Source organism: Pseudoalteromonas rubra (genome assembly GCF_004212645.1).
Lineage (GTDB): Bacteria > Pseudomonadota > Gammaproteobacteria > Enterobacterales > Alteromonadaceae > Pseudoalteromonas > Pseudoalteromonas rubra_G.
In genome coordinates this window covers 160,707-174,259 of sequence record NZ_PPUZ01000039.1, presented here as the reverse complement: position 1 = coordinate 174,259, position 13,553 = coordinate 160,707, and the positions used below count along the sequence as shown (strand labels likewise).

Here is a 13,553-nt window from a genome sequence, read left to right as displayed (position 1 = left end):
TTGCTAATCCAAAGATCTGCCAAGTTGGGCGATAAAAAGTCAGTAGGGGTATCTGAGATCGCTGCTCACTTTACGATGTGGTTAGCCAAGCGTAAGCTAAACCGACTCCTCACCTTAAAAACAGGCGCACTATTAGCAAGCTTATGGTGCTGGTTTGGTGATTTGTTTATGTCAGTATTATGTCTTTTATCTCGATTTGGTTGATTTAAGTCTTTGTTATTTCAACCGTTCCAATCTTGCGTTGGCTCTTTTTCAGAAATTTTTGTGAAATAAACTTCACCAATTGCTGTAAAAAAATTGTTACGGTTAAGTGTTTAAAATACCAACTAATGATGGCGTTCAGACTAAATTTCTCACTGGTCGTGCTAGTTGTTTTTTTCATCACTCCCATTGATCTTTGTGTGTATCTCAGATTATTTCTAGATTGCTTTTTGAGCAATAACCATACAAGGATACAACATGAAAATTACACTTTTGGCTGCGGCTGTCCTGTCATTGTCAGCAACTGCCGTCTCTGCGAATACAGTGCAACCGGGCTCAACCGATATCACTCCAAGTGTTGTGGGTGGGATTGAAACCCCAGCTTATTCAAGACCATATCAGGTCGCTTTGCTAATGAATGGGCGTCAGGGTTGTGGCGGTACTTTATTGAGTGAAAACTGGGTACTGACTGCTGCTCACTGTCTTGATAATGCCTCAACGGCCAGCCTGACGGTGCGTGTCGGCGCTCACTCTATTAGCCGTGGTGACGGTGATACGTTGCGCGTATCTCAGATTATCATGCACGAAAACTGGCGTGGTGCGAACGGGATCCGCTCGGGCTATGATATCGCCGTGTTGCGTCTGGCAACGCCAGCTGCGAGCAAGTATACCCCGGCAAAACTCCCGACTCAGTCTATTGCGGATCAATACGCGAGTATTGGCGACTATCCAACCGTGTCTGGTTGGGGCCTGACTTCTAATCGTGGCCGCCCGAGTGATGTGCTGCGCGAAGCTCAATTACCGGTGATCTCTAATGCCAGTTGTAGTAGTCAGCTGAATTTTAATATTCCGGGCTCTGTGATCTGTGGCGGTGGTGAAGGTGGTCGCTCGGCCTGTAACGGCGACAGCGGCGGACCTTATGCGGTGCGTGTTGGAAATGATTTCTACAGTATCGGTACTGTGAGCTGGGGGATCGCCTGTTCAGGTGCGACGGCATTTACCCGCACGACTAGCTATCTGGACTGGATAGAGCGTAAAACCGGCCTGAAACCGGGCAACCCGGATAACCCAACGGATGAAAAACCAGTTGCCGATTTCAGCTCATCGGTATCGGGTTTGACCGTAAGTTTTGCTAACCGCGCAACGGATGACAATGGCATTACTGCGTACGACTGGAACTTTGGAGATGGTAATCGCTCCAGCGCTGCAAACCCACGCCATACTTATGCAGCAGACGGCAGCTACAATGTGACGCTCACGGTAACCGATACCGCACAACAAACAGCAAGCGTATCTAAAGTGGTCTCAATTGGTGAGCCGCCAGTGTGTGATGTAGAAGCCTGGAACAGCACAACGTCATACGCATTAGGCGATAAAGTGTCTTATCAGGGCAGTATTTACGAAGCCATCTGGTGGTCTTCAGGTGCACAGCCGGATGTCTATCCCAATGTCTGGAAAAAGCTGGATAACTGTGACGGTTCAGGTGACCCTGCCCCCGTTGCGAATTTCACTGTGGCTCAGTCAGGCCTGACCGTCACCCTGAACAACACCAGCACAGACAATGGTCAGATTGTATCCAGCCAGTGGCAGTTTGGTGATGGTCAGAGTGCTTCTGGGTCCTCTGTGACGCATACTTATCGCGCCGCAGGCAGCTACACTATTCGCCTGACGGTAACAGACGACCAGGGGCAAAGCAGCACAGTGTCTAAAACGGTGACTGTGGGCGGTGACGACAACTGTCAGGGTATTCCTGGCTGGGATGCGAGTGCCGTTTACAATACCGGCGACCGTGTAGCCAAAAGCGGCGTTGTGTACGAAGCACAGTGGTGGGTGCAGGGTGAAGACCCGGCTCAATCTGGTCCTTGGGGTCCGTGGAAAACTGTAGGCGCCTGTAACTAGTCGCTTTTTTGCTCAGTCCCGGGTAATCTATCAGAAATTGAACGGTAATACAGAAGATCATGGGACTGAGTCATCAGGCACACAGTGAACTACGCAGACTGGGTGAGCGGGTCAAAAAAGTGCTCACGGCGATTATGCGGGCAATGCCTGCCCAGGCGCAAACCATAGGCGGGTTTGCCCGCCATATTGGCTGCCATCGCTCAACCAGTCAGCGTTTATTTAATGCATACAAAGCCAAATCTGGCGAGCAGGTGCTTTATCATTTACCCGGGCAACAGGCACTCAATGCACTGGGTGAGCAACTGACAGGGCATGTGCCGCACGACCTGGTCGCGCAGTGGTGTCAGGTCAGTGAGCGTTTCGAAACCACCATGCCTCAGTACGCCAGAAGCCATGCGCAGCTAAAACGGCTGCTGACGTCTCGTGAAGAGGATAAGGTGACTAACCAAGACCAAAACCTATCCGGCCAGGACAAACGGGCACAGTTGTATTACGCGGCAAAGTCTTTGCTTGGCACAAGCATGGATGAGATCTTCTGTGCTTATGTGTTAACCCGTGGAAGAGGCCGGGAGGGGTTTTTGCAGGAAGTGGCGATGATCAGCAAGTCGCAGATCAAGCGTGAAACCGGTGCCGCGCCTTTCGTGCAGTTTTACACTCATCCTCATAATGATGATTTCATCGCACCTTTGCACATTAACGCCAACAGTCGGGTTGAGGCACAGCGCTTTAGCATTGGTATTGCCGAGGAGCTATCAACCCCCGGATTGTATCAGGCGTTTGCCAGTTATTCCCCTGGTAACAGCGGGCTGGTGTTTGATCCCATAGCGGGCAAGGAGCACTTTGACGCGACCTTTATTTTTAATAACCCGGATGAGCTGGTAGACCCGCTCAGTCACGCCAGCAAGTGCAGCTCCACCAGTATTTCAATCAAAAATCCGGCCAAGAAATTGCGCCTGCTGGTATTGATAGAGCAACAGCTGGACCGCCACAGTTGTGTTAATGTTGGCTGTTACCATGGCAATCAGAAAGTCGAAGAAGGCAAGCTCAGCGTAGAGGACATGTGGACCGAGCGTTTGCCGGAGTTTCCTGAATTACGCTTGATTGACTTAAAAGCTGGTGCCCGAGCATTGCAATGGGACGAACTACAGCAGCAAAAGCTCGATTACTTGTTTCGTTACGCCGAGCTGGACCCGGCTAACTACCGCTGCTATCTGATGGAAGTAGATTATCCTATCTGGTCGAGCACCTACCGCATTTATTTCGAGCATCAGTGAGCCGCTTTGAACATTTGCAGCGTGCATTCTATAGTTTCAGGAGGTAGGTAAAAGCGAGTTGGGTGATGTTACGAGCGATTGTTGGGCTGTGGATGTTGCTGATACCTGTGATCGCTTGGGCGCAAGCGCCAGGCGCGGTGGTCGACACCCTGCAGGAAGCCGAAGATTACTTAACGGTAGACCCTGCAACCACGCTAAGGCTACTGGAGCAGGTTGAGCAACTAGACAGACTGCCTACACCCTTATTTCTGCGCTGGCACTTTATTCGCTTGCGTGCAGCCGTGCCAACCCATCAAATGGAAACAATGGAGCACTCACTGGAAGCGATATTTTCGCACCATACTCACCCCTATTTTATCGAAAAAATTCCCACCGCCATGAGCGCGCTGGGGATTTGGTTACGCCGCCACGATTACCTGAATGATGCCAGACTCAGCCTGGAGTGTGCTTATAAGTATGCGCAGTCTGATCAACAACGGCTGACCCTGACCAACAGCCTGGCGCTGGTTTCTCGCCAGATCGGTGACTATGAACAAGCCAAAACTTTGTATGACAGAGCGATTAACATCGCAGATAAAGCCGGGATCACCTCTAAAAATGGCATTATTGCCAATAATTTGGGGATCATTGCACTGGAGCTTGGCAAAGTGGCCGAGGCCGAAGCGCAGTTTCGTAAAGCGCTGGCGAACTATCAGGAAATCGATAAACGCTCCGGGCAGATCTCCGCAGGCGTGAATTTACTGTTTACTTTTATTATTCAAAAGCAGCTGCTGAACTATCAGCGGTTATACGGACCGACCGCCAGGCTAACCGAGTCATTTCCCAACGAGACCAAGCAGGCCATGTTGTTATGGGTCAATGCCCGTTTTATGCAGCTGGAAGGGCACCCGGTGAGTCAGCAAAGTAAAAGTGCCCTGAAACTGGCCTACACACAGCTTCAGGATGACAATGTGCGCCGCCTGGTGTTTCAGCATCTGGCAACGCCCCTCGGCGTAGATGTTCAGCTACCTAAGCCCCTGGTGAACAGGCCATTCGAGCGCCGCTGGTACAACGCCGTCAAAGCCTGTGACTGGGCAACAGCCAGTTGATTGGGGTGGCCCTTTAAGCGCGATGGTAATTGCGCTGGTACTAGTTGCCATTTGCTTGCTCAAAATGCGCTGACAGCAGGTCGATAAAGTGCCGTACTTTGGGTGAGAGGTGGCGGCGGCTGGGATACACCACATACACGTTCACATCGGGCTGCGGATAGTCGGGAAACAGAGTGACGAGCTGCTGCTGTGCGATTAAGCTGTCGACATAAAAGGCGGGCAGACGCGCAATGCCTATTCCGTCGCGTGCCATGGCGGTTTGCATATGACCGTTGTTACATAAGATCCTTTGTCTTACGTCCACATGAAATGCGTTACCTTGCTTATCTTTAAACTCCCAGCGGTCGGGGGTTTTGAGGTTGCTATAACAAATGCTGTGGTGTTTTTGTAACTCCTTCGGGTGATGTGGCTGCCCAAACCGGCTGAGATAATCTGGGCTGGCAACAATATAGGTCCTGCATCGATAGACCCGTTTACAGATCAGGCTGGACTCCTCCAGCTGAGGCGTTGCCCGTACTGCCAGATCATAGCCATCGCCAATTACATCAACGGCTTTGTCTTCAAGATCCCATTCAAGCGAAACATTGGGATAACGAGTCAGATACTCGGCTAAAACGGGTTGCAAGTAATCCGTGCTGAATGCTACCGGACAGGTGATTTTCAGCGTGCCGCGCGGGATATCATCGGCCACATTCAGCTGCTGAGCGGCTGCCTGCGCATCCTGGATAAGCCGGGTACAGTTTTGGTAATACGATTCACCCTCGGGCGTTAAAGCCAGGGTGCGGGTGGTGCGGTTTAACAGCCGGACACCCAGCCGCTCCTCAAGCCTGGCAATCACTTTGCTGATATGAGAGGGCGAGTGCCCCAGCTTCTGGGCTGCGGCAATAAAGCTCTGGCTCTCGACCACTTCAGTGAAGATCTCTATGCCTTCAAAAAGATTGTTATTCATATGGAAATAGTAACTTTACTTTTGCCCTATTAATCATTATTAAAACCTAATATACACTGGTTGTCATCAGCTTGAGGCAAACACAGCGTGAAGTGTGGCATCAGGTGAATCTAAATTCAGACTTATTTTGAGAGGGTAACACCATGAAAGTTTTAGTATTTGCAGCCAGTAACAGTCGCCAGTCAATCAACCAGCAGTTAGCCAGTTATGCAGCTTCGTTGATCCCCAATGCCGACGTTGAAGTGCTTGACCTGAATGACTACGAAATGCCGATTTACAGCATTGAGCGCGAGACCCAGAGCGGTATTCCAGACCAGGCTCAGCGCTTTTTCGCCAAAATTGGTGCCGCTGATGCAATCATTGTGTCTTTTGCCGAGCACAATGGCAGTTATTCCGCCGCTTACAAGAATCTGTTTGACTGGACGTCACGCATTGATAAACAGGTTTACCAGAATACGCCGATGCTGATGATGGCAACATCACCGGGTCCGGGCGGCGCACAGAGCGTGCTGGCATCGGCGGTGGGATCGGCCCCTTTCTTTGCCGCAGACGTTAAAGCCAGCCTGTCGGTGCCAAGCTTTTTCGATAACTTCGACTCAGAAGCAGGCGAGCTGACAAATATCGAGCTCAAACAACAGCTTGAAGCTGCATTACAACTCTTGCACTAAGCAGTCACTGGGGCGCATTTGCAGAAGTACAGTGGACAGGGCGATAGTAATCGTCGCCCTGTTTGGTTGAAAATTAGTCTAACAGCTTAATTACTTTAAAAAAGTTACATTTGGGGGTTTTCAAAGGCAGAAAAATCTTCTAGTATCTTTGTCGTCGATTTGGGGCTATAGCTCAGCTGGGAGAGCGCTTGCATGGCATGCAAGAGGTCGGCGGTTCGATCCCGCCTAGCTCCACCAAATCTCTCTTCCCTTTCAATTTATTTTCTTTTTCGTTCGCCTAAGTTACGATATCTTTTTTAAAATACTCCGGTGAGCAATGAATAACCTGTTTTCTGATATTCCTGCAGACCTCAGCGATGAAGTCTTCCAGACATTACTATCTCATGATCAGCTCAAAATAGAACGTATTGTATCCAAAGGGCACACCTCGCCACCTCAGGGGTGGTACGACCAGGATGAGCATGAGTGGGTTTTGGTGCTGCAAGGGACAGGTGAACTCACATTTGAAGATGGCCGGGTTGAGCGCCTGAGCGCCGGAGATCACCTCAACATTCCTGCGCACTGCAAGCATAAAGTCAGCTGGACCGATCCTGAGCAGGAAACTATCTGGTTAGCCATTTTTTACCGCTAACCATTTATCGAGCACGGTTTTGAGTTGCTCCAGCGCAATGGGCTTACTGATGTAGTCGTCCATACCGGCGGCAAAGCAGGCTTCAATGTCTTTGATCAGCACGTTGGCGGTCAGTGCAATAATGGTCAGCTGCATGTGTTGTGGCATTTTGCGGATCGCTTTGGTTGCCTCTATGCCATCCATATTGGGCATATGCATGTCCATCAGAACCAGATCGTAATGTTCTTTTTCCAGCTGTTGCAGCGCCTGCTGGCCATCGGTGACTATAGTGACACTCAGGCCCAGTTTCTCCAAAATGGCTTTGGTGACAATTTGGTTGACCGCATTGTCCTCTGCGAGCAAAACATGGCCATGAAGCGCGCCCAGTGTTATCTGGTCGCTGTCTTCAGAATAGATCAGGCAACATGGCGCAACAGGCCAGTTAAAGTCAAATTGTGTGCCTTCTCCTTGCTGTGACTGGCAGTTGAGGTGGCCGCCGCATAGTTCAATGATCTGCTGACAAATACACAAACCCAGTCCGGAGCCGCCGTAACGTCGGGTAGTACTTTCGTCCTCCTGATAAAAGGGGTTAAAGATGTGCGGGAGCTTATCTTTCGCAATGCCAATGCCGCTGTCAGAGACAGTAAACTTGAGCATTACCTGCTCCATATTGCCAATATTTTCGACTTCCAGCCGGATAAAGCCTTCGTGAGTGAACTTGATGGCATTATTGAGCAGGTTCAGTAGTACCTGTTGCAGACGGTGTTTATCGCTTACCACCTCTTTGGGCACAGTGTCGCCGATCACCAATTGAAAACGCAGGCGCTTTTCGATGACCTTTTCGCTAAACAGCTGTTCCAGGTGGTGCAGTACAGCGTGCAGATCAAAGGGTTCAAAATACAGCGACACCTCGCCCTGATCTAACTTAGAAATGTCGAGAATGTCGTTGATAAGCGTCAGCAGGCTCTGCCCAGATTCATTGGCAACCCGGATAAGTATAGCCTGCTCTTCGTTGAAGTTGTTTTGTTGGTTCAGCAACTGCAAAGTGCCTAAAATGCCATTCATTGGAGTGCGTATTTCATGACTCATATTGGCCAGAAAACGGCTTTTGGCATTGGCGGCTTCTTCCGCGGCCTGTTTTGCCAGCTCCAAAGCTTCAGTGCGCTCTTCGACCCGTTGTTCCAGTTCGGATTCGCGCTGGAACACTTTATCGCGCATTTGGGCAAAGGCACGGCCGAGATTGGCCAGCTCGTCTTTACCCCGGGTAGATAACGACACATTAAAGTTACCCTCGGTCAGTGCCTGTGCGGCCTTGGTAAGCTTCGCAATGGGCTGATAAATACTGTTGGAAAAACGCCAGGCGACCAGCAATGAAATCGCCACGGCAAACCCCAAAATGATTAGCAGCTGCTGACGCAACGCGTACACAGGGGCAAACACCACATGCTCAGGCAAAGTTAAGGCAATGCTGTAGCCGGCGGATTTTACCGGGGCATAAAAAATGTACGACTTAGGACGAGTGGGGGTTTGCGCTAACTTGGCGTAGCCGTTAAACCCGGCGATCATTTTCAGGCCGATTTCTTGTAGTTGTGGATCAGACTCTTCAGTGACTTTTAAACGAATGGCGATTTTCTCACCAATGTCATTAACCACAAACTGCCCTTGCTCGCGTTTGAGTTGAATGATTTTGTCTGGCTGCCAGTGGTACATGTAAATGCCTTCCTGGGAAACCAGCATAAACCGGGCATTGTCGTAAAATTGATGTACAACCTGTTTAGACACCGCCTGCACCAGCCGGTCAATTTCACGCCAGGGAATACTGCCACCAAGTAAACCGGCCACTTTGCCATCGTTTGCCAGTATGGTGGCGGCAACCACAATTTGTTTGACGCCCGTGGTGTAGGAGATCATGGGTTCAGATACATACACTTCGGCTTTTTGATTGACATTACGGCCAATGGTCTGTTGCCAGTAATCGCGCCGGGCTATGGTTCTTTTACGCGAGTCGGGGGCCTTGTCGTCAAATGTTCTGAGCATGTTTTGAAAAGGGTTGCCGCCTTCGGTGTTATGAAAGCTGCCGTCGGGCCGGCCAAGTATAAACTTTTCGTAGGTTTGCTGATGAGCGGCTTTTTCGCTGTGTAAAATGGGCGCGATTTGCTCAAAGTTCATGGATTTTAAGGTGGGCTGTCGTGCCAGCGTGGCCACTTCGCTTTTACGCTTGGCAAAGTAACGGTCAAAGATGGCTGCGGCGTTATACACTTTGGCCTGGGCAGCCGAGATACTCAGGCGTTTTGCCTGCTCGGTGCTGTGCAGCATTGCCAGCAAAAAAATCACCAGCATCGGGGCCAGCGCAGTTAAACCCAGGATCACCATCAGGCGCGTTTTTAATTGCATAAACTAAAGTAAAAAAGCTTCTTATCTCACAAGTTTAGACAAAATTTTAAGTTGCACCTCTCGTTATCAAAATTTATTGTCGCCGGAGTTAAAAAAGGCGAAATAAACTGGCCTAAGCTGAGCGCGATGCGTTTGAGATAGCGGTTTCTTTATTCCAAATCAAATCAGCCGACACTTGCAATTGCTACATTAGTAAGGTGTTTAGCCCCTGTGAGTGGTACTAAAGCGTGATACTGAGATTTCTGATTTGGGCATTGCTAAGCAGTTCAGTGTGTGTGGCAGCCGAACCCATTTTACCTTTACATAGTGTCGCAACGGATGAGCGTAAAGTGGCTCTGGGGCGGCAGCTGTTTTTTGACACCCGGCTGTCGCGCTCTAACGAAGTGAGCTGCGCGTCATGTCATCAGCTGGCAACCCATGGTGCCGATAAGGTACCGCGCTCAAAGGGCGTAGCCGGACGGCTTGGCGATGTAAGGGCGCCCACAGTGTACAACTCAGTATTCAATATTCGTCAGGCCTGGGATGGCAAGGCGATAGATTTAAAAGCGCAGGTCACGCTGCCCGTAGAAAACCCCAAGGAATTTGCAACGACCTGGCCTGAGCTGATAGCCACACTCAACGAGGATAAGTCATTTGTCAGCGCGTTTAAGCAGGTTTACAAGGGCGGCTTGTCGAGTGATGCCATCAGCGACGCCATTGCCCATTATGAGCGCAGTCTGATCACCCTGAATGCGCCGTTTGACTTGTGGTTGCAAGGCAAAGGGCCTTTGTCTGAGCAGGCTCAGGAAGGTTATCGTTTGTTTAAGTATTATGGTTGCATCAATTGCCATCAGGGCAAAAATGTGGGCGGTAATATGTTTGCCAAAATGGGCACTTTTGGTGACTATTTTGGCGATCGCGGCACCCCAATCGAGCCCGCAGACTACGGCAGGTACAATGTCACAAAACGTGAAGCCGATAGGTTCACCTTTAAGGTGCCGGGTTTACGAATGGCTGCCAGGCAGGATTATTTTTTTCATGATGGCAGTGAGCAAAGCCTCGAAGGTGCTATTGATACTATGGCCCGCTATCAGCTTGGTCGCTCGCTCAGTAAGGCGGAGCTGGCAGCCATTGCGGCCTTTCTCGAAAGCCTGGTTGGGCATCATCAGGAAATGACGCCATGAAGCGTAATGTAAAGATCAACTTGCCGGTGATAGGCCAGTGCTTGTTAGTCGTGGTGCTGACGGCATTAATGGTGTACTTCTTCCGTGCACATATTGCCACCGGCGAGCGTCAGCACGAGCAGGTGTCGCATTTGTTTGATGCCAAATCCATTGATGCCAAATTAGATAAGTTCGCGCTTGAACTCAGTGTGGGCAGTTTGCGTCATTTTGACGAGCTTCAGCAGCTAGACAGGACATTGCAGCAGCTGGTAGAGAGGCAGCAAACGCGCCAGGCAGGCATTGAGTATCTGGCATATCTCAGGTTGCTCAGGCATAAAATGGTCCTTATGGAGCAATTAAAAACCCAGGCGGTAGGGATGCGAAATGGCCTGACCTACCTGCCGGTGGTGCTCGATGAAATGGTTGCGTCTAATCACCCTCAGGCACTGCTTGGCAGCACCATACTGGCAAGCCTGGTCATCTCTGGACAGTCGCTGGATGAGCTACTGCTGGATACCCGGATCCGCACTTTGGCACAGGCGACGGTAACCGAACCTGAGCACGCACTGCTTAGCCGCCGCTTCGTCAATCATATTCAGGTTGCCGTCGATTACTATCGTCAGGTACACGCAACCCGTCAGGAATACCTGGCCATTAACAGCAAAGAAGCCTTTGCCCGGCTGTATCGGGCACAAATGGATTTGCACGGCGCTCAGTTGCGCCAAACCCGGACGCTGAGCGAGCAGTTATTTGGCCTGGCTGTGGTTTTACTGCTGATGCTGTTATTTATTTTGCAGCGTTTAAACAAGGCAAAAAACCGGGCACTACAGGCCAGCCAGTTGCTGCATGATGCCATTGAGCGGTTGCAGGAAGGGTTTGCACTTTACGACAGTGAAGGCACCCTGATGCTGACCAACCAGTGCTGGCTGCGCCACTATGGCGTGGCGTGTCGCACTCAGTTTCCGCAAACGCTGAATGAGTGGCAACAGCGCCAGTCTGAGTTTGTGCATGAGCAAAGTGATACGCCACAACGATTACAAAAAACGGCGCACGGGCGCTGGCTACAGATCCGTCATGCCCGCACCGAAGACGGCGGATACGTTTATATCAGTGTGGATGTCACTGAGTTTAAGGAGGTTGAAGCTGAGCTGAAGACCGCAGCGGCGGTATATCAGGCGACCCAGGAAGGGATCATGACCACCAATGCCAGCCTTGAAATAACGGCGGTCAATCCGGCCTTTACCCGCATTACGGGCTATCAGGAACAGGAAGTGTTGGGCAAAAAACCGAACCTGCTCAGCTCGGGGCGTCATGATAAACGTTTTTATGAGCACATGTGGCATACGCTTGAAACTAAGGGGGAGTGGGCCGCCGAGATCTGGAATCGGCGTAAAGATGGCACCATTTATCCCGAGTGGCTGGCCATCAGTGCGGTTGAGGATGAACAGGGGCAGGTACAGCAATATATTGCGGTGCTCTCCGATATGACGGAGCGCAAGGAGCAGGAGGCCAAAATTGCTTATCAGGCCATGTATGATGCATTAACCGGGCTGCCAAACCGACGCCTGTTACTGGACAGGATCTGTCAGGATCTGAAACAAATTGAACGCCAGCCACACCTGAGTGCTTTGCTGTTTATTGATCTGGACAGGTTTAAACGCATTAACGATACGATGGGGCATGACGCCGGTGATAACTTGCTGCTGGAAGTCGCCAACCGGCTTAACCATTTGGTACGACGCACAGACACCCTGGCTCGCTTCGGGGGCGATGAATTTGTCCTGCTGCTGAGCCAGATAAGCGAGGTGGAAGACGCCGCAAAAGTTGCAGAAAAGATCCTCGCGTCGCTGGCTCAGCCTTTTAACATCAATGGCTTTGAGGTGATCAGCGGTGCCAGCATTGGTATTGCCATCATGCCTGATGATGCCAATGAACAACAGGAGATCCTGCGCCGGGCCGACCTTGCTATGTACAAGGCCAAAGAAAGTGGCCGTAATCAGTATCACTATTTTGCGCCATCCATGCAGCAGCAGGTTAACCGTCGCGTTGAGCTGGAGCAATTGCTGCGTAAAGCCATTGCAAACAACGAGCTGGCAGTATTCTACCAGCCCATTATTGAGCTAAAAACGGGCCAGTTGTATGGCTTTGAGGCCCTGACCCGCTGGCCGCATCATGACCAGTTTATTTCACCTGATGAGTTTATTCCTGTTGCCGAAGAAAGCGGTTTGATCTCTGAGTTGGGCGAGTGGATGCTGATGCGCTCAACCTCAGACATTGCTGAGTTAAACACTAAACTGGGCCTGGATTGTTGTCTGTCGGCCAATATTTCCAGCCAGCAGTATCGGCTTGGGTTTAATGCCACCACTTTGCGTCATATCCTGCGCCAGACCGGGTTTAAGCCGGCTAATCTGGCGCTTGAGATCACCGAGAGCATTTTACTGGATGATGACCAGGCGATCCTGGCCTGGCTTGAGGGGCTCAGGGCAACAGGCGCTCACCTGTCGATAGACGATTTTGGTACAGGGTACTCTTCGTTAAGCTATTTGCGCCGCTTCCCCATCAACACCATTAAAATTGATAAGAGCTTTATTCACGAGTTTGCACACGCCCCGGACTCGCAAAACCTGGTGCGCGCGATATTATCCATGGCCGCCAGTCTGGGGCTGTCGGTTATCGCCGAAGGGGTTGAACATGTGGCTCAACTCGAAGGCTTAAAAGCCATGGAATGTGACTTGGTACAGGGTTATGTGTATGCCAAACCTATGTCACTGGAAGAGTTGGAGATCTGGTGCAGCGAGTTTGCTCAGGAGCACACTCAGAGCCTGGCCTAGCGGCGTGAGGCTCACCGACTCATAATCGCGTGATTGTGGTTAGGCAGCGCATCATAGGTCAGACGGGCTCTGAATGACGTGCCAAGCTCCACACGCTGTTGAGGGTTATATGTGTTACACAACCAGACTTGCCCACTATCCACAAAATAGTAGGCCTTCTGGGCACACAAAGCAGCCAGGCGCGCGGCGGTGCGCTCGGAACAGAGTATCAGGACACTGAATTCACGATAATCCAGGTTGGCACTGGCCCCCCACATGGCATGCATCTGATAGCCCCTGCGCTTGATTGCCTGGTACAGCAGGTGCTGGAATCGGCGGTTTTTGGCCTGTGTTTGTTTTACGCCGTTGGGGTTCCACAGGCTGATGATAGCGCCGCAAAGTGTTGCTGGCAGTGCACCGCAAGGCCGAAACCAAACCTGCTGATACTGCTGCCAAAGCGCGTTTTCGATTTGATGGTGCATCAATGTTGATGAGTGACTAATTTCACGGTGGCTTCA

Annotated in this window: 10 protein-coding genes and 1 tRNA gene; 8 read left to right on the top strand and 3 right to left on the bottom strand. The window is 50.8% G+C overall.

From position 1 onward, the window contains the following. Nucleotides 1-459: 459 nt before the first annotated feature. The 3 genes from C3B51_RS14975 to C3B51_RS14965 all read left to right on the top strand — a co-directional run bounded on the left by C3B51_RS14975 (nt 460) and on the right by C3B51_RS14965 (nt 4,462). Complete coding sequence (locus tag C3B51_RS14975; RefSeq protein WP_130245565.1) at nt 460-2,100, top strand: trypsin-like serine protease; 1,641 nt, start codon at nt 460-462, stop codon at nt 2,098-2,100. A 59-nt stretch (nt 2,101-2,159) separates the two neighbouring features. After that, on the top strand, nt 2,160-3,374 hold the full coding sequence (locus C3B51_RS14970; protein WP_125717332.1) for a hypothetical protein: 1,215 nt from the start codon (nt 2,160-2,162) through the stop codon (nt 3,372-3,374). A gap of 65 nt (nt 3,375-3,439) precedes the next feature. Next, nucleotides 3,440-4,462 (top strand): tetratricopeptide repeat protein, encoded by a 1,023-nt coding sequence (locus tag C3B51_RS14965; RefSeq protein ID WP_130245564.1) that lies wholly within the window; start codon nt 3,440-3,442, stop codon nt 4,460-4,462. A gap of 40 nt (nt 4,463-4,502) precedes the next feature. Here C3B51_RS14965 and C3B51_RS14960 read toward each other — a convergent pair whose 3' ends face one another. Next, nucleotides 4,503-5,411 carry a LysR family transcriptional regulator gene (locus tag C3B51_RS14960; protein WP_130245563.1) on the bottom strand — a complete coding sequence of 303 codons (909 nt, stop codon included), beginning with the start codon at nt 5,409-5,411 and terminating at the stop codon, nt 4,503-4,505. Between the two features lie 143 nt (nt 5,412-5,554). Between C3B51_RS14960 and C3B51_RS14955 the strand changes: the two genes are divergently transcribed. From C3B51_RS14955 to C3B51_RS14945, 3 genes are all read left to right on the top strand, one after another. Next, entirely contained in the window at nt 5,555-6,079 is a 525-nt protein-coding gene (locus C3B51_RS14955) for an NADPH-dependent FMN reductase (RefSeq protein ID WP_130245562.1), read from the top strand. 161 nt (nt 6,080-6,240) lie between these two features. Then, nucleotides 6,241-6,316, top strand: a tRNA-Ala gene (locus C3B51_RS14950). A gap of 79 nt (nt 6,317-6,395) precedes the next feature. Continuing rightward, complete coding sequence (locus tag C3B51_RS14945) at nt 6,396-6,710, top strand: cupin domain-containing protein (protein WP_125717328.1); 315 nt, start codon at nt 6,396-6,398, stop codon at nt 6,708-6,710. Here the strand turns inward: C3B51_RS14945 and C3B51_RS14940 are convergent. Beyond that, nucleotides 6,690-9,083, bottom strand: coding sequence for a HAMP domain-containing hybrid sensor histidine kinase/response regulator (locus C3B51_RS14940; protein ID WP_130245561.1), 2,394 nt, complete (start codon nt 9,081-9,083; stop codon nt 6,690-6,692). The two genes, C3B51_RS14945 and C3B51_RS14940, sit on opposite strands and share 21 nt — an antisense overlap. Before the next feature lie 227 nt (nt 9,084-9,310). Here C3B51_RS14940 and C3B51_RS14935 point away from each other — a divergent pair, with 227 nt between their 5' ends. After that, on the top strand, nt 9,311-10,246 hold the full coding sequence (locus tag C3B51_RS14935) for a cytochrome-c peroxidase (RefSeq protein ID WP_130245560.1): 936 nt from the start codon (nt 9,311-9,313) through the stop codon (nt 10,244-10,246). Further along, entirely contained in the window at nt 10,243-13,056 is a 2,814-nt protein-coding gene (locus tag C3B51_RS14930) for an EAL domain-containing protein (RefSeq protein ID WP_130245559.1), read from the top strand. The genes C3B51_RS14935 and C3B51_RS14930 overlap by 4 nt, the downstream gene beginning before the upstream one ends. An 11-nt stretch (nt 13,057-13,067) precedes the next feature. On the opposite strand, the gene C3B51_RS14925 is transcribed toward C3B51_RS14930, so the two are convergent. Further along, nucleotides 13,068-13,517 carry a DUF3293 domain-containing protein gene (locus tag C3B51_RS14925; RefSeq protein ID WP_130245558.1) on the bottom strand — a complete coding sequence of 150 codons (450 nt, stop codon included), beginning with the start codon at nt 13,515-13,517 and terminating at the stop codon, nt 13,068-13,070. Nucleotides 13,518-13,553 lie beyond the last annotated feature (36 nt).

Excerpts from the sequence above, each read along its gene's own strand:
- C3B51_RS14975 (WP_130245565.1), top strand. The coding sequence starts at position 460 with ATGAAAATTACACTTTTGGCTGCGGCTGTCCTGTCATTGTCAGCAACT.
- C3B51_RS14970 (WP_125717332.1), top strand. The coding sequence starts at position 2,160 with ATGGGACTGAGTCATCAGGCACACAGTGAACTACGCAGACTGGGTGAG.
- C3B51_RS14965 (WP_130245564.1), top strand. The coding sequence starts at position 3,440 with ATGTTACGAGCGATTGTTGGGCTGTGGATGTTGCTGATACCTGTGATC.
- C3B51_RS14960 (WP_130245563.1), bottom strand. The coding sequence starts at position 5,411 with ATGAATAACAATCTTTTTGAAGGCATAGAGATCTTCACTGAAGTGGTC.
- C3B51_RS14955 (WP_130245562.1), top strand. The coding sequence starts at position 5,555 with ATGAAAGTTTTAGTATTTGCAGCCAGTAACAGTCGCCAGTCAATCAAC.
- C3B51_RS14945 (WP_125717328.1), top strand. The coding sequence starts at position 6,396 with ATGAATAACCTGTTTTCTGATATTCCTGCAGACCTCAGCGATGAAGTC.
- C3B51_RS14940 (WP_130245561.1), bottom strand. The coding sequence starts at position 9,083 with ATGCAATTAAAAACGCGCCTGATGGTGATCCTGGGTTTAACTGCGCTG.
- C3B51_RS14930 (WP_130245559.1), top strand. The coding sequence starts at position 10,243 with ATGAAGCGTAATGTAAAGATCAACTTGCCGGTGATAGGCCAGTGCTTG.
- C3B51_RS14925 (WP_130245558.1), bottom strand. The coding sequence starts at position 13,517 with ATGCACCATCAAATCGAAAACGCGCTTTGGCAGCAGTATCAGCAGGTT.